Annotated in this window: 16 protein-coding genes and 2 tRNA genes; 9 read left to right on the forward strand and 9 right to left on the reverse strand. The window is 71.6% G+C overall.

The features are described from left to right. Positions 1 to 225: 225 nt before the first annotated feature. Entirely contained in the window at positions 226 to 1518 is a 1293-nt protein-coding gene (locus IF22_RS0111810; protein ID WP_030331200.1) for a L,D-transpeptidase, read from the forward strand. Between the two features lie 114 nt (positions 1519 to 1632). On the opposite strand, the gene IF22_RS0111815 is transcribed toward IF22_RS0111810, so the two are convergent. After that, positions 1633 to 1708 (reverse strand) — tRNA-His (locus IF22_RS0111815). Between the two features lie 104 nt (positions 1709 to 1812). Then, on the reverse strand, positions 1813 to 2403 hold the full coding sequence (gene orn, locus IF22_RS0111820; protein WP_036411320.1) for an oligoribonuclease: 591 nt from the start codon (positions 2401 to 2403) through the stop codon (positions 1813 to 1815). 72 nt (positions 2404 to 2475) lie between these two features. Between orn and IF22_RS0111825 the strand changes: the two genes are divergently transcribed. Then, on the forward strand, positions 2476 to 3759 hold the full coding sequence (locus IF22_RS0111825) for a glycosyltransferase 87 family protein (protein ID WP_030331204.1): 1284 nt from the start codon (positions 2476 to 2478) through the stop codon (positions 3757 to 3759). Positions 3760 to 3905: 146 nt separating this feature from the next. On the opposite strand, the gene IF22_RS36440 is transcribed toward IF22_RS0111825, so the two are convergent. From IF22_RS36440 to IF22_RS0111840, 3 genes are all read right to left on the reverse strand, one after another. Next, positions 3906 to 4937, reverse strand: a complete 1032-nt coding sequence (locus IF22_RS36440) for a hypothetical protein (protein WP_051708383.1) — start codon at positions 4935 to 4937, stop codon at positions 3906 to 3908. A 150-nt stretch (positions 4938 to 5087) separates the two neighbouring features. Then, entirely contained in the window at positions 5088 to 5825 is a 738-nt protein-coding gene (locus IF22_RS0111835) for a YcnI family copper-binding membrane protein (RefSeq protein ID WP_030331207.1), read from the reverse strand. Positions 5826 to 5842: 17 nt separating this feature from the next. Further along, positions 5843 to 7510 (reverse strand): copper resistance CopC/CopD family protein, encoded by a 1668-nt coding sequence (locus IF22_RS0111840; protein WP_030331209.1) that lies wholly within the window; start codon positions 7508 to 7510, stop codon positions 5843 to 5845. 172 nt (positions 7511 to 7682) lie between these two features. Between IF22_RS0111840 and IF22_RS0111845 the strand changes: the two genes are divergently transcribed. From IF22_RS0111845 to IF22_RS0111860, 4 genes are read left to right on the forward strand one after another with little or no spacing between them, the layout of a single operon-like run. After that, positions 7683 to 8273: a sigma-70 family RNA polymerase sigma factor gene (locus IF22_RS0111845; RefSeq protein WP_030331211.1), complete on the forward strand. Its 591-nt coding sequence runs from the start codon at positions 7683 to 7685 to the stop codon at positions 8271 to 8273. Positions 8274 to 8305: 32 nt separating this feature from the next. Beyond that, the gene (locus IF22_RS0111850) at positions 8306 to 8827 is read left to right on the forward strand and encodes a MauE/DoxX family redox-associated membrane protein (protein WP_030331212.1); all 522 of its coding nucleotides are present in this window, start codon (positions 8306 to 8308) and stop codon (positions 8825 to 8827) included. Beyond that, the gene (locus IF22_RS0111855) at positions 8820 to 9536 is read left to right on the forward strand and encodes a DsbA family protein (RefSeq protein ID WP_030331213.1); all 717 of its coding nucleotides are present in this window, start codon (positions 8820 to 8822) and stop codon (positions 9534 to 9536) included. Before IF22_RS0111850 ends, IF22_RS0111855 begins: the two co-directional genes overlap by 8 nt. Then, a complete protein-coding gene (locus tag IF22_RS0111860; RefSeq protein WP_081883805.1) occupies positions 9533 to 10645 on the forward strand; it encodes a hypothetical protein in 1113 nt (370 codons plus the stop codon). Before IF22_RS0111855 ends, IF22_RS0111860 begins: the two co-directional genes overlap by 4 nt. Here IF22_RS0111860 and IF22_RS0111865 read toward each other — a convergent pair. From IF22_RS0111865 to IF22_RS0111880, 4 genes are read right to left on the reverse strand one after another with little or no spacing between them, the layout of a single operon-like run. Next, positions 10629 to 11387 (reverse strand): energy-coupling factor ABC transporter ATP-binding protein, encoded by a 759-nt coding sequence (locus IF22_RS0111865; protein ID WP_030331215.1) that lies wholly within the window; start codon positions 11385 to 11387, stop codon positions 10629 to 10631. The two genes, IF22_RS0111860 and IF22_RS0111865, sit on opposite strands and share 17 nt — an antisense overlap. Next, positions 11384 to 12154, reverse strand: a complete 771-nt coding sequence (cbiQ, locus tag IF22_RS0111870) for a cobalt ECF transporter T component CbiQ (RefSeq protein ID WP_030331216.1) — start codon at positions 12152 to 12154, stop codon at positions 11384 to 11386. Before cbiQ ends, IF22_RS0111865 begins: the two co-directional genes overlap by 4 nt. A gap of 14 nt (positions 12155 to 12168) precedes the next feature. After that, a complete protein-coding gene (locus IF22_RS0111875) occupies positions 12169 to 12615 on the reverse strand; it encodes a PDGLE domain-containing protein (RefSeq protein WP_051708385.1) in 447 nt (148 codons plus the stop codon). Further along, positions 12612 to 13328, reverse strand: a complete 717-nt coding sequence (locus IF22_RS0111880) for an energy-coupling factor ABC transporter permease (RefSeq protein ID WP_030331220.1) — start codon at positions 13326 to 13328, stop codon at positions 12612 to 12614. The genes IF22_RS0111875 and IF22_RS0111880 overlap by 4 nt, the downstream gene beginning before the upstream one ends. Before the next feature lie 296 nt (positions 13329 to 13624). On the opposite strand from IF22_RS0111880, the gene bcp reads away from it, so the two are divergent. The 3 genes from bcp to IF22_RS0111895 all read left to right on the forward strand — a co-directional run bounded on the left by bcp (position 13625) and on the right by IF22_RS0111895 (position 14792). Beyond that, complete coding sequence (bcp, locus tag IF22_RS0111885; protein ID WP_030331222.1) at positions 13625 to 14101, forward strand: thioredoxin-dependent thiol peroxidase; 477 nt, start codon at positions 13625 to 13627, stop codon at positions 14099 to 14101. 30 nt (positions 14102 to 14131) lie between these two features. Then, entirely contained in the window at positions 14132 to 14728 is a 597-nt protein-coding gene (locus IF22_RS33720; RefSeq protein WP_209444544.1) for an HNH endonuclease signature motif containing protein, read from the forward strand. Further along, positions 14719 to 14792 (forward strand) — tRNA-Leu (locus tag IF22_RS0111895). Before IF22_RS33720 ends, IF22_RS0111895 begins: the two co-directional genes overlap by 10 nt. Positions 14793 to 14843: the final 51 nt, after the last annotated feature.

Genomic DNA, 14843 nt, shown 5'->3' on the forward strand with positions numbered 1-14843 from the left:
TCCGTCGTTGGCGGGGCCGGCGTACCCTTGCACTCCCGCCGCGCGAGGGCTGCACGGCGACCCCGCGATCCCCGCACGGAGACGAGCCAGGCTCACGAAACGCCGAATAGTAGCAGAATTTGGACACTATTGATGGCGTGTTTCGGTTCACCCTCGGCAACCGGGGCCGGCTCTGGCGCGTCAGTAGGAGACGATGGGGCAGCGACCACGACTGTGAGGGAAACCATGCGAGCTAGCCAGGACCAGCTGATCAGGCCCGGTGGGCGACGCCGCGTGTTCGCGGCGGGGCTTCTCGCCGTGGCGCTGGCCTTCACCTCCGCCTGCACCGACGGCGACGGCGGCAAGCCGTCCTCGTGGCACGGCGGCGGCGAGAACCCCGCACCGAAGGCCGCGGCGACGATCAGTGAGCCGGCGGCCGACGCCAAGGACGTGCCGGCGTCCACCGGCATCACCTTCACCACGAAGGACGCCGTGGAGACCGCTGTCGAGCTGAAGGACTCCGCCGGCAAGACGGTCGAGGGCAGCCTCGCCAAGGACGGTACGTCGTGGTTGCCGGCCGGCGCGCTGGCGTACGGCACGAGCTACACGGCGACAGTGACCGCCACCGGCGACGACGGGCGTCCGGCCACCGCCACCAGCACCTTCACCACCATGGCCAAGCCCGGCAACCAGGTTCGGGTGAGCAGCTTCCTCGGTGACAACCAGGTGGTCGGGGTGGGCATGCCGCTGATCGTGAAGTTCAGCCGGAACATCCCGGAGGACTACCGCGACGACGTGCAGCGCCGGATGACAGTCACCTCGACCCCGGCGCAGGAGGGGATCTGGCACTGGGTCAGCCCCACCGAGATCCGGTACCGGCCGAAGGAGTTCTGGAAGCCCAACAGCACTGTCTCCTACCGGGTGCAGGCGGGTGGCCTGCCGATGGGTGCGGGTTGGTACGGCCGCGCCGACCTCTCGGTGGACGTCAAGATCGGCGCGGCGGTGGTCATGACGGTCGACAACAAGACCAAGCGGATGACGGTGACCCGCAACGGCTCGGTGATCAAGACCATCCCGGTCAGCCTGGGCAAGAAGAGCACCCCGTCGTCCAGCGGCACCATGGTCGTGATCGAGAAGCTGCGCAAGACGGTCTTCGACACGTTCGAGGAGCTGGGCCCGGAGGAGGGCTACCGCACCAAGATTGACTTCGCGCAGCGCCTTACCTGGGGTGGTGAGTTCATCCACGCGGCACCCTGGTCCGAGGGGCAGCAGGGCAGCGTGAACGTGTCACACGGCTGCGTGAACGTGTCGATGGCCAACGGCGACTGGCTCTTCAAGAACACCCAGATCGGCGACCCGATCACCGTCAAGGGCACCGAGCGCAAGCTGCAGAACGGCAACGGCTGGACCGACTGGAACATGAGCTGGGACGAGTACGTCAAGGGCAGTGCCATTCCGTACGAGCCCCCGGCCGACCCGGACACCACCACCCCGAGCCCGGACGCGACGAGCGCCCCGTCCGCCACGCCGACCGCCTGAGCCACCCGAGCAAAAGCCCCCTCTGCGGAGGGGGCTTTCTCGTGGCTGCCCCTGCCTGACCCCCAAAACGACTCAGGCCCCCTCCGAAGAGGGGGCCTGAGTCGTTGAAAGCAGTGGGGTGACTGATGGGAATTGAACCCACGACAACCGGGACCACAACCCGGTGCTCTGCCAACTGAGCTACAGCCACCATGCCGCCGTCGCCCGGTCGATCGCTCCGGGCGGGGTGCGGACCAATAATAGCCACACCACAGCCGGGCACGTCCAGCGGGTTGCCGGTCGGCGCGGCCGGGGTCAGAGTTCGGCGGCGATGGCCTTGGCGGTCTCGACATCCGGGCCGGGCAGCGGGACGAAGACGGTGCGCCGGTAGTACTCCAACTCCCGGATGCTCTCCCGGATGTCGGCCAGCGCCCGGTGCGCGAGACCCTTCTGCGGCTGGCCGAAGTACACCCGGGGGTACCAGCGACGGCAGAGTTCCTTGATCGACGACACGTCGATCATCCGGTAGTGCAGGTGCGCGTCGAGGCGGGGCATGTCCCGGGCGATGAAGCCCCGGTCGGTGGCGATCGAGTTGCCACACAGCGGGGCGGTACGCGGGTCCTTCACGAAGCCGCGGACGTACTCCAGGACCAGGTCCTCGGCTTCGGCGAGAGTGACCGCCGAGCGGCGGACCTCTTCGGTGAGGCCGGACTTGGCGTGCATCGTCTGCACAATCTCCGGCATCCCCTCCAGCGCCGCCTCGTCGGCGTGGATCACCACGTCGACACCGTCACCCAGCACGTTGAGGTCGGGATCGGTGACCAGTGCCGCAACCTCGATCAGTTTGTCCCTGCCGAGGTCCAACCCGGTCATCTCACAGTCGATCCAGACGAGGAGATCAGCCACCGGGACAGCCTACGCGCAGCCCACGCCCTGTGGCTGCGCGCTCTCGGCGGACCGGACCGCTAGGGTTTCGGGGTGCCAGCAGAACCCGTCGCACCGCCCGCCGTCACCGAAGACGATCCCGGCGGTCGTACGGTCCGTCGCCTGGTCGCCGTGGTGGCGCTCAGCGCCGTGCTGCCAGCGCTCTACCTGCCCGGCCTCGTGCACGACTTCTTCGATCTCAAGATCTACATGTCCGCGATGGACTGGTGGCGGGTCGGCCACCCGCTCTACGACTACGTGCAACCCGACCGGGTGCAGGGCGAGCTGTACTTCACCTACCCGCCCTTCAGTGCGCTGCTGCTGTGGCCGTTCGGTCTGCTGCGGCTCGGCGCGACCGTGGCGATCTTCACGGCGTTGACAGTGTTGGCAGTGGTGCTGACCACCCGGTGGCTGGTGATGCCGGTGATCGACCGACACGGCCTGCCCCGAACGTTCACACTGGTCACCGCCGTCCTGCTGGTGCTGGCGGTGGAGGGCATCCGGGAGACGATCACCTTCGGCCAGATCAACATGTTGCTGGTCGTGTTGATCCTGGCCGATCTGCTGTTCGCGGTACCGCGGGCGCGACGCTGGGCCGGGGTGGGCGTGGGGCTGGCGACGGCGCTCAAGATCTTCCCCGGCATCTTCATCGTGTACCTGCTGGTCACCCGCCGGTGGCGGGCCGCCGCGGTGGCGAGCGCGACCGCGGCGGCGGCGACACTGCTGGCGGCGGCGATCGCCCCGCGCGACTCGTGGCGGTTCTGGACCCACGAGCTGTGGGCCACCGAGCGGGTGGGGCGCACCGACATCGTCGGCAACCAGTCGCTGTTCGGCCTGCTCAGCCGGTTCACCGCCCCGGAGAAGCCGGACCGGCTGCTCTGGCTGCTGCTGGTCGCCGTGGTCGCCGGCTACGGGCTGTGGCGGGCCGCCCGGGCGGCCCGGGCCGGTGACCCGTTGACCGGCCTGACGTTGACCGGGTTGGTCGGCTCCCTGGCTAGCCCGATCACCTGGACCCACCACATCTACTGGTTCGTGCCGGCGGTGGTGCTGCTCGCCGACGCGGCGTTGAGCGCCAACCGCCCCGACGAGGCACGCCGACGTCGGTGGCTGGCCGCCCTCGCGGTGGGCATCACCGCCCTGACCATCTACGGGGTGGTGACGTTCCAGGCCTGGGGTGTGGCGCCGGTCCGCACCCGTGACCCGTTGGACTTCCTCCTGCAGAACACGTACGTGCTGCTCAGTCTGCTGCTGCTGGTCGCGCTGCCGATGCGGTCGAGGCTGCGTGCGGAAAATCGCACCAATTGGACAGACCTCCCGAGTAGCCATGATCGGCGCTAACCTGTCCTCATCTACCTCAAGCGTCGCTCGGGTAGCACCGATCCCCCGGTGAGAGTGGCCCTCCGCGTCGGCAGCGCGAAGGGCCACTCGCCGTTCCACCCGCCGCCAGCGGCCGGCCGCCACCAGGCACGGCAACAGCCGGACCGTCAGCCGGCCGGATCGCCATCGGGCCGACCGTCAGCCGGTGGGGCCACCACCGGTCGGGCCGTGGGCTCCTCCGCGTCGGCCGGCGGCCAGGCGAGGCTCAGCGTCACCTCCGGCGGACGGGGCAGCCGTACCGGCTCGTCAAGGTCGGCGAGGGTGGCCGGGCGGGCACCGATCGCCGACCGGGACCGCTCCGCCGCCCCGGCACCGACCGGGGTGAGCTGACGTACCGCCAACGGCTCGGTCGGCTCCGGCTTCCGGGGGCCCAGGCCACTGAGCGACGTGACCCCGAGGCGGCCGGCGAGCACCGGCACCTGGTCCGGCTCGACCACGAAGATCACCTCGCGCGGGCGCAGCGGTCGCAGCAGGATCAGCACCGCGCCCACCACCAGCAGCACGCCGACCGCCAGCAGACCCCAGGCGGCCGGACCGGTCCACCCGACCTGCAACTCCGCGCGCAGGTCCAGGGCCAGGTCGGCACCGCCGTCGGGGCGCATCACCACCAGGCTCATGGGCTCGTCGGCGAGGTCGTCCGCGCTCCACTCCAGCGAGCCGATTCCCTCGCGTACCCAGAAGGGCCGACCCAGCGGCGTGACCAGGCCGTCGGCCGTCGCGGCGCCCGACGGGTCGGTGCGCGGGGTGTCGATGGCCGGTCCGGCCGGGTCGAGCCGGACCGGCAGCGGCCCCCGGGCCAGCGCCACCCGGCGGACCGTGGCGTGCGGCACCGCCGCCAGCCAGCCACGCACCTCGGCGGTGGGCGCCAGCCCGACGAACGCCGGCCCGCCAGTGGTGCGGGCGTCCAGGTGCAGCCGGGCCTGCGCGGTACGCGCGAAGGGCGCCTCCTGTCGCAGCAGCCGGTCGAGGTCGGTGACCACCACCGCGTGACCGGGCGTGCGGACCGTTTCGAAGCGGGCGGTGAAGACCCCGCCGGGGTCGGCGTGTCGGGTCACCAGCCACAGCCCGCCACCGGCGAACAGCGCCGGAATTCCCACAACCAACAGCAGCATCCCGGCGATCGCCCGCACGAACCGCATCCGCACCGTCCCCCTCCGTAGCCAAATACCCGGCCGACCTTACCGACGCAACCCGCCTGATCAGGGGATATCCACGGCACGGCCGACTCCGACTGCGGAAAGCACGCTGGCCCGCCGGAATATCCGGCGGGCCAGCGGGTCAGACCGGGGTCAGGCCTTGGCGACCGGCTCCCGGCGGGTCCGCGTGAACGCCAGCCCACCCAGCACCAGGCCGGCGAGACCGGCGACGAGACCGGCCACACCGAGGCCGACAGCGAGCCCGTTGCCGTCGTCGTCGTCATCATCGTCGGGCGATGCGACGGCGGCGCTCGGCGAGGCCGAACCCGCCGGCGCGGCCGCGGCGGCCAGGGTGAGCACCGGCGCCGGGTGCTCCGGCTCCTCGGCACCCGCCGCCACCGGTTCGTCGATCCAACGCGAGATGTTGCCGTCCGAGTAGGTCTGCAGGGTCTTGAAGATCATCGAGTCGACCTGCGGCAGCGGCCCCAGCGACACCGGGAACTCCTGGAACTGCCCCGGCTTCACCCCCGCGTCACCGGAAGCCGTCCAGGTGATCTTGGAGACCGCCTCGGTGAGCTGACTGCCGTGCACCTCGATCGGCGGGTCCACCTTGCGCTTCTCCGTGGTGACCGTCCAGCCGGGCACCGGCATCGTCGACACCGAACCGACCGGGGCGTTCTCCGGCAACACGACCTCCAGCTTGGTGGTCGACGCGGTGTCGCTCTCGTTCGGCACCCGGAACGCCACCCGGGCGTAGCCGCCCTGGGTCGCCTCCTTCGGGTTCACCGTGACGTGCGCGGACGCCGGCCCGGCGAAGCCGAGCACAGCGGTGGCGGCGGCGGTGAACGCCAGGGCGGCAGCGGCGGTTGCGGTGCGCCGGAATCGGGTCATGGGTTTCGCGAACCTCTCTAACGGATGGGCACGGTGGCGGTCACCGTGGCCTGGTCGATGTCGGTCGTTCGGGCGGTGATCTTCAGTTGCCACTCGCCGGAGGTCGGCAGGCTGATGTCGCCGTAGGCGTGACTGTCCGTCAACCGCAGCAACGGCACCTCGATCGGCTCGATCCCGGCCGAGGGCAGCGCGACTGTCGCCTTCCACTCCGCGACCAGCAGCGGCTGGTTGTTCTTGTCGTACGCGTACAGGTGCACCGAGTTGTTGCCCCGCTGGGCCGGGCTCACCTCGACCTCCACTGCCAACAACGGGTTGTCCAGCCTGGTGCTGAAGAAGCCGGACTCGGCCCCGGCCGACGGGCCGGCCACGGCGGTGCGGGCGGGCGTGGTCTGCACGAGCGTGGCGGACACCGCCAGCACCACCACGGTGACTGCCAACTCCACCAGGACCGCCCGGCGCACCGGCGCCGGGCGTTGCGCCGCGACCCGGCTGCGCACCAGGTGCCGGGAGTACGCGGCCACGGCGATGACAATCGCGAACAGCCCGATCTTGGCGAGCAGCAGACGCCCGTACGTGGTGTCGATCAGCGCCCGCGGGGTGGCCACCTCGATCAGCGCCTGGACGGTGCCGGCGAGCAGCAGCGCCGAGACGGCGAGCGCCGCCCAGCGTGACCAGATCGGCAGGATCGCGCCCAGCTCCCGTTCGTCGGCCTGACGCAGCAGGAAGACGGCGAGCATGAGCAGCCCGCCCAGCCAGACCGCCATGCTGCCCAGGTGGACCGCGTCGACCACCACCGACACCGCCGGCGCCGGGGAGGCCGCCGGGTGCCCGGCCAGCGGCCAGGTCAGCAGGGCGGCACCGCCGAGCACGGCCAGGATGATCGCGTCCGCCCTACCGGCGGGCCGGGCCAGCAGCGGGCGGAGCAGGAAGATCGACGCCGCCAGCAGGCCGAGCCGGACCAGGTGGGCGGCGCCAAAGGCGCTGCCGAAGACACTGCCGAACCCCTCACCGGTGACGTCGAAGAGACCACCGCCGGCGGTGTAGGGCACCTGCAACCACAGATCGGCGAGGGTGGCGAAGGCCACCAGACCGAGGCCGGTCCAGGCCAGCCGGGTCGGCCCCCGCCGGGAGAGCCGGCGCGGCCAGAGCGCGGCGAGCACCAACGCCGGGCCGACCAGCAGCACCAGACCTGCGTAGCCGAGGAAGCGGGCCACCTTCACCGCCGTCCCCACCACCGGGTTGGCGCGGCTGTCCGTGCCGGAGTCGACGGGCGGGGTCGAGGCGGCGCCGACCGAGTAGGTGAACGCCCCGGAGACCGGGTGACTGTCGGCGGAGATCACCCGGAAGCTGACCAGGTAGGTGCCGCGCGCGCCGCCCGGGTCCACTGGGATGGTCACCACGCCGCCGCTGAACGACGGTTCGCCCCGGTCGGCCCGGGACCCGTCCGGCGCGATGACCCGGATCTTGCCGGGCACCTTGCGGACCGACTCACTGAACGTGAGGACCACCTCGGACGGCCCGCTCGGCACGACGGATGAGGCAGCCGGACTGCTGCTCTGCAGCACCGCGTGGGCGCTGGCGGAGGTGGCTGGCGCGATCAACAAGGCGACGACGGTGACCAGGAGGCCGGCGGCGGCGGCCAGTCGGGCGGCCCAGCGGCGGGGGGCGACAGTCATGCCGGCCATGGTCGCCGATCGGTGTCCCGTTCGGCGACCCGAGGGGGGTGGCCGCGTCGGAGATCGCACGTCATGAACGGGTAGTCGGCCCGGGTCGGGGAAAAGTTCCCGACGTGGCGCAGACCATCCAAGGGCCGAACGACCCTGACGCGTCGCCCGGTGCCGCGTAACCTGGTGTGTCGTGATCCCTGTCCCGCGTGACTCCGGTGCCGCCGGTCCGGCGGAGCCGGTCGACGACGTCGCCCGGGACCCGGCAACCGGGTGGGCGTTGACCGCCCGCGACGGTGACCCCACCGCCCAGGCGGCGTTCGTCCGGCTGACCCAGGCCGACGTCTGGCGGTTCGCCGCCGCCCTGGTCGACCCGGACAGCGCCGACGACCTGACCCAGGAGACCTACCTGCGGGCGTTTCGGGCGCTGCCCGCGTTCGAGGGTCGCTCCAGCGCCCGCACCTGGCTGCTCGGCATCGCCCGGCGGGCCTGCGCCGACCACCTACGCACTGTCATCCGGCGTCGGCGGCTCGACGAGCGACTGACGGCGAACGCGTACACCGATCGACCGCACCCGGACCCGGCCGGCCAGCTCGGCGCCGCCGACCTGGTCCGCCGCCTCGGTCCCGAGCGGCGCTCCGCGTTCGTGCTCACCCAACTGCTCGGCCTGTCGTACGCCGAGGCCGCCGCCGTCGAAGGGGTGCCGGTGGGCACCATCCGCTCCCGGGTCGCCCGGGCCCGCGACGACCTGGTCGAGGCGGTCGGCGACGCCCTGACCGGCTGACAGTGGAACTTCCGGCGCGGACGGGACGACAAATGAGCGTGACACCTTCCACCCGGGGCGGCCGGTGGCCAGTGGTCCGCCCCTGGCTCGGCATCGCCGCCCGACTCGGCCTCGCCGCCGTCTGGTTGGTCGCCGGCGCGTCGAAGGTCAGCGATCTCGCCGCCTCCGGACGGGCGGTCAACGCCTACCAGGTGCTGCCGTACGACGTGGCGACAGTGATCGGCGCGGCCCTGCCCTTCGTCGAGCTGGCACTGGGCGTGCTGCTGCTGCTCGGTCTGGCCACCCGGCTCGTCGCCGGGGTCTCCGCCGCACTGCTGGTGGTCTTCATCGCGGGGATCGCCTCGGCCTGGTCGCGAGGGCTGGCCATCGACTGCGGCTGCTTCGGCAGCGGCGGGCAGCTGGCGGCCGGGCAGGCACCCAGTTACCTCCCGGAGATCCTCCGGGACCTGGGATTCTTGGTTCTAGCCGGATTTCTGCTGATCTGGCCGCGTACGCCGGTATCGGTGGACGGGTGGTTGTCCGGCGAACCCGTTGTGGAGGACGAGGATGAGTAGTCGAAAGGGGCAGCGGGACGCCGCCCGGGTGGTCCGCGAGCAACTGGCCCGCGAACGGCGTCGCCGCCGCACGATCTGGGTCTCCGCCGCCGCGGTCGTCGTCCTGGTCATCGCCGGCGTCGTCGGCTGGGCCGTCTGGTCCAACCAGCGCTCCGACGACTTCACCACCCCGCCCGGCGCCAACAGCGCCGGCACGGGCATCGTCACCGGCAACGGCCCGGTCACCGTCGACGTCTACGAGGACTTTCTCTGCCCGGCCTGCAAGCAGTTCGAGCAGACCAGCGGGTCGACGCTCGAACAACTGGTGGCCGAGAACAAGGCAACTGTCGTCTACCACCCGGTCGCGTACCTCAACCGCTTCTCCACCACCGAGTACTCCACCCGCTCCTCGGCCGCCTCCGGCTGCGCCGCGGCCGGCGGCAAGTACCACGAGTACGCCAAGGCGCTCTTCGCCCAACAGCCACCCGAGGGCAGCGCCGGGCTCACCGACGACCAGCTGATCGACATCGGCACCAGCGTGGGCCTCGACCGGGGCTCCTTCGGCACCTGCGTGAAGGACCAGACGTACCGGACGTGGACCGAACACGTCACCGACGACGCCAGCCGGAACAACGTCACCGGCACGCCGACCGTCAGGGTCAACGGTCAAGCCGTCGAGAACCCCACCCCGGACGCGCTCACCGCAGCCGTGGCGGCGGCCGGCAAGTGATCCGTACCCTGCTGGGCCGCGCCGGCCTGGTCGCGGCCGCGGCCGGCCTCGCGACAGTGATCAGCGCGGCGCCCGCCGCCGCGCACGGCGCGGACGCCCCGGACGGCACCGACTACCGCACCCGGACCACCGGCGTCGCACCGGCGCGGCCAGGACTTGAGGTACGCGTCATCGAGGCGGGTGCCCGACTGGAGCTGACCAACCACACCGGCCGCACCATCGAGGTCATCGGCTACTCCGGCGAGCCGTACCTGCGCGTCGGCCCGGACGGGGTCTTCGAGAACAGCCGCTCCCCCGCCACGTACCTCAACAGCACCATCACCGGGGAGACCGCGCTCCCGGCCGAGGCCGACCCGGCCGCCGCACCGGTCTGGCGGCGGATCGCCGACGGCACCACGGCACGATGGCACGACCAGCGCGCGCTGTGGCAGGAGTCCGCTCCACCGGCCGCCGTCCGCGCCGCACCGGAGCGCGAACACCGGGTCCGGAACTGGAGCATCCCGCTGCGCGACGGCACCGACCCGGTGGCGATCGGCGGCACGCTGGACTGGGTGCCGCCACCGGACGCGTACACCTGGTGGGCGGTGACCATCGTGGGGCTGCTCGCGGTGGGCGCGCTCGGCCTGCTCCCCGCCGCCGGCCCGGCCGGCGCCCGCGCGCTGTCCGCGCTGGGCGTGCTGCTGATGGTCGGCGGCGCGCTGACCGTCGGCTACCCGGTGGGACGCGAGTTGGACGCCGGCGCCCAGGGCGTCGGTGGCGTGCTGGTCGGGCTGCTGTCCGGGCAGATCTGGTCCCTGCTCACCGGCCTCGGCGCGATAGCCGCCGGCTGGTACGCGCTACGCCGCCGCCCGGCCGCCGACTTCGTGGTCGCGCTCGCCGGGGCCTGCCTGGCGCTCTTCGCCGGAGCGGCGAACGCCGCCGTGTTCGCCCGCGCCATCGCCCCGGTGCCCTGGCCGCCGACGACCGCCCGCGTGCTGGTGGCGCTCTTCCTGATCACCGGCGCCGGCGCGACAGCCGCCGGCATCCTGCGCCTGCACGCCGCCTCCCGCAGCACTGCGGCCGCACCACGGGTCGAGCCCGCCGAGAGTGGGTCTACGGCTGCGGGGTGAACCCGTAGGGCAGTTCCAGGCGGTGCCGTGCCAGCAGGGTGGGGTCGTTGAGCAGGGTGTTGGTGGGGGCGTCGGCGACGATCCGGCCGCCGTCCAGGATCACCGAACGCTCACACAGCTCCGCCGCGTACGGCAGGTCGTGCGTGACCATCAGCAGGGTCACCGGCAGACCGCGCAGGATCTCGGCCAGCTCACGACGGGCCGCCGGGTCCAGGTTCGACGACGGCTCGTCGAGCACCAGGATCTCCGGGTGCATGGCGAGCACCGTGGCCACCGCCACCCGGCGGCGCTGCCCGAACGACAGGTGCTGCGGGGCCCGGTCCCGGTGCTCACCCATCCCCACCGCGGCGAGCGCCTCGTCCACCCGGGCGGCCAACTCGGCCCCCCGCAGACCCAGGTTCGCCGGCCCGAACGCCACGTCCTCCGCCACCGTGGGCAGGAACAACTGGTCGTCCGGGTCCTGGAAGACGATGCCCACCCGGCGACGCACCTCGGCCAGGGTGGCCCGGTCCGGTGTGACAGTCAGCCCGCCGACGCTCACGCTCCCCTCGGTCGGGCTGAGGATGCCGTTGAGGTGCAGCACCAGCGTGGTCTTGCCGGCGCCGTTGGGCCCGAGCAGCGCCACCCGGTCGCCGCGCGGCACGACCAGGTCAACCCCCTGCAGGGCGACGTGCCCGTCCGGGTACGCGTAGCGAACACCCCGAACGTCGAGCGAGACAGCGGTCTGCACGACACCGATCATGACAGGACGACGGCGGTGGCGGCGATGGAGGCCGCCACCACCGGCACGGTAGCCGCGACCAGCCACTGACCGGCGCTCGCCGCACCCTCGCCCTGCCACACGGCCGGCATCCGCCCGGTGTAACCCCGGGACAGCATCGCCAGATAGACCCGCTCGCCGCGCTCGAAGGCGCGCAGGAACAACGCCCCGATCCCGGCGGCGAAGCCACGCAGCTGCCACAGGAAGCGCGGGTCGTCGCCCCGGGAGATCCGGGCCACCCGCATCCGCCGGGCCTCGCCCACCAGCACGTCCAGGTAGCGCAGCATGAACGTGGCGATCTGGGTGAGCACCTGCGGGCAGTGCAGCCGGTCCAGCCCCACGATCAGATCCCGGGTGGTGGTGGTCGCGGCGAGCAGGAGCGAGGCGAGCACCCCCAGGGTGCCCTTGGCCAGAATGTTCCACGCGCCGTGCAGCCCGTCCTCGGACAGCCGCAGACCCAGCACCTCGATCCGGTCGCCGCTGCCGAGGAACGGCAGGGCGACGGCGAACAGCACGAACGGCAGCTCGATCAACGCTCGGCTGAGCAACCACCGTGGCCCCACCCGGGCCAGCGCCGCCACCACGGCCACCAGCACCGCGTACGCGCCGAAGGCCCAGAACGCCTCGCGCGGGGTGGCCACCACGGCGATGGTGAAGACCACCATCGCCACGATCTTGACCTCGGGCGGGAGCCGGTGCACCGGCGAGTCCGACTCGCGGTACAGCACGTGCCCGTGACCGGCACCCATCCGCGTACCCCTGCTCAGCTGGCCGTGCCGGCGCGCGACGCTGTCGCATCACCGTCGGTGGGCGTGGGCACCGCCGCGTCACCGTCGGTGGGCGTGGGCGTCGGCGCGTCACCGTCGGTCGGCGGGGTGCCCCGCCGGCGGAGCAGCCAGAACCCGCCGGCGCCGATCGCGAAGGTCACCAGCACACCGAGCACCCCGGACAGGCCGGTGGAGACGAAACTGTTCTGCACACCGCGGACGGCGTAGTCGGCGAGCGGGCTGTCGGCCAACTCGTGGTCGCGGGCCTGCTGCGCCGGGCAGCTCCCGCCGACGATGTTGTCGTCGGCGTCGACGGTGCAGCCCTTGAGCAGTGACGAGTCCAACCCGTCCGGGTGCGACGAGGCGTAGTTGCTGACCACACCAGCGAGCAGCAGGGCGACCAGCAGGCCGCCGGCCAGGAAGGCCCAGGAGCGGTTCTTCATCGGACACCTCCGGCGACCGGGACGGCGGGGACGGCGGGCGTACGCAGGGAACGCAGCGCGTACACCAGGTCGGGGCGCACCTTCGCGACGGTGAGCACGGTGGTCGCCGTGATCAGGCCCTCGCCGATGCCGATGAGCAGGTGGACGCCAGCCATGGTGCCGGCCAGCCCGGCCAGGTTGCCGCCCAGGTCGGTGGTGCCGCCGAGCCAGTACTGCAGGACGAAGCCCTGCGAGGCGACGACCACGCTGAGCATCGCGGCGACGAACGCGGTCACGGCCAGGCCGGCCCGCGTGCGGGGCAGCACCCGCAACAGCAGCGCGATCAGCGCGTACGCAGCGGCAGTGCCGAGCAACGCCATGTTCGTGATGTTGAGGCCGAGCATCGCCACGCCGCCGTCGCCGAAGATCAGCGCCTGCACGACGAGCACCACTGCCACACAGAGCGCACCGACCCACGGGCCGACCAGCATGGCGGCGAGCGCGCCACCGAGCAGGTGCCCGCTGACACCGGCCGTGAAGATCGGGAAGTTGAGCATCTGGACGGCGAAGATGAAGGCCGCCACCAGGCCGGCCATCGGGGCCAGTCGGTCGTCCAGGTCCCGTCGGCCGCGCAGAACGCAGACGGTCAGCGCGGCCAGAGCGAGCGCAGCGAAGACCGCTGCCACGGGACCGTCGATGATCCCGTTCGAGATGTGCATCGCCAGTGTCTCCACGCGACCTCCCACGCCTGAGCTGGCCCGAGCGGGCCGGCGGGCCTCAGCCTATTTCCCATCAGTCGTTGTTGCCAGAGCATGGCAACAACGCATGGCGTTGATCACCTCCTCCAGGTCAGGCCCGTGAACGGCAAGTTTCGGGCGCTCGACCTCCTGGCAATCAACCGACCTCTCCCGCACTCTGGACGCCCGCGACGTGCCGACGCCTCGGCATCCCGGGCGGTGCCTCGATCTACACGCGACCGGCTGCGGGTCGCCGACGACGGAGTTCGCCAGCGCGGCGGTATCGTCGAGCAATGACCGCGCCCGACCGCCTCTCCCCCGGTGACCCCGCCCCCGAGTTCACCCTCGGCACCGACACCGGCGACCAGCTCTCCCTCAGCGACCTCCGAGGCCGCAAGGTCGTCCTGTACGCCTACCCGGCCGCGATGACCCCCGGCTGCACCAAGCAGGCCTGCGACTTCCGCGACTCGCTCGCCTCCCTCCAGGCCGCCGGCTACGAGGTCATCGGCATCTCCCCGGACAAGCCGGAGAAGCTGGCGAAGTTCCGCGAGCGCGACGCGATCACCTTCCCGCTGGTGTCGGACCCGGACAGGGCAGTCCTGATCGCCTACGGCGCGTACGGCGAGAAGCAGCTGTACGGCAAGACCGTCACCGGCGTGATCCGCTCGACCTTCGTGATCGACGCCGACGGCAAGATCGAACGCGCGCTCTACAACGTCAAGGCCACCGGGCACGTCGCCAAACTCCGCCGCGACCTCGGCCTGGACTGACCTGTCGTACCGGCTCGCTACGGTCCGTCAGTGGTCCGATACAAGTACACGCCCGAAGCACTGGCCGCCGCTGCCGCCGCCGCCCGCAACATCACCGAGGTGATGCGGCTGCTCGGCGTACGCGTCAGCGGCGGCTCGCACGCGCACATCAGCCGGCAGCTCAAGCGGTTCGGCATCGACACGTCACACTTCACCGGTCAGGCACACAATCGAGGCGTGCGGTGGCGACGGGTGTCCCCGACGGAACTGCTGGTGGTGCTGCCGCCCGACTCTCGGCGAATCCCGGGAGTCCGCCTCAAACGCGCCCTGGCAACAATCGGCCTACCCGAGACCTGCGAGGTGTGTGGCACGGGGTCAACGTGGCAAGGCGCCAAACTGACGCTGCACGTCGACCACATCAATGGCGATTTTCTCGACAACCGACCACGCAACCTCCGTCTGCTCTGCCCTAATTGCCACAGCCAGACCTCCACCTACGCAGGTCAGCGACGGCCTGCGGTCGTTGCGCCCGAGGTGGTCTACGATCCTGATGCGGTTACTCCCACCGGCTTCCCACTGGGCAGGCGACTGCCGCGCCGGATGGAGTGGCCGTGGACGCTGGTGGAGTTCAGCTTCAAGGGGCCGTAGCCCAACGGCAGGAGGCATGCGGTTTAGGTCCGCACCAGTGCGGGTTCGAATCCCGTCGGCCCCACATCGCCATTGAATGACGACGGATCCTGGCTCGGTCAGAGCCAGGACTGTT

Origin of the sequence: Micromonospora parva (assembly GCF_000718515.1) — a bacterium.
Taxonomy (GTDB): Bacteria; Actinomycetota; Actinomycetes; order Mycobacteriales; family Micromonosporaceae; genus Micromonospora; species Micromonospora parva.

Coding starts and splice junctions, on each gene's coding strand:
- IF22_RS0111810 (WP_030331200.1), top strand. CDS start 226: ATGCGAGCTAGCCAGGACCAGCTGATCAGGCCCGGTGGGCGACGCCGC.
- IF22_RS36440 (WP_051708383.1), bottom strand. CDS start 4,937: ATGCGGTTCGTGCGGGCGATCGCCGGGATGCTGCTGTTGGTTGTGGGA.
- IF22_RS0111835 (WP_030331207.1), bottom strand. CDS start 5,825: ATGACCCGATTCCGGCGCACCGCAACCGCCGCTGCCGCCCTGGCGTTC.
- IF22_RS0111840 (WP_030331209.1), bottom strand. CDS start 7,510: ATGGCCGGCATGACTGTCGCCCCCCGCCGCTGGGCCGCCCGACTGGCC.
- IF22_RS0111850 (WP_030331212.1), top strand. CDS start 8,306: ATGAGCGTGACACCTTCCACCCGGGGCGGCCGGTGGCCAGTGGTCCGC.
- IF22_RS0111855 (WP_030331213.1), top strand. CDS start 8,820: ATGAGTAGTCGAAAGGGGCAGCGGGACGCCGCCCGGGTGGTCCGCGAG.
- IF22_RS0111865 (WP_030331215.1), bottom strand. CDS start 11,387: ATGATCGGTGTCGTGCAGACCGCTGTCTCGCTCGACGTTCGGGGTGTT.
- cbiQ (WP_030331216.1), bottom strand. CDS start 12,154: ATGGGTGCCGGTCACGGGCACGTGCTGTACCGCGAGTCGGACTCGCCG.
- IF22_RS0111875 (WP_051708385.1), bottom strand. CDS start 12,615: ATGAAGAACCGCTCCTGGGCCTTCCTGGCCGGCGGCCTGCTGGTCGCC.
- bcp (WP_030331222.1), top strand. CDS start 13,625: ATGACCGCGCCCGACCGCCTCTCCCCCGGTGACCCCGCCCCCGAGTTC.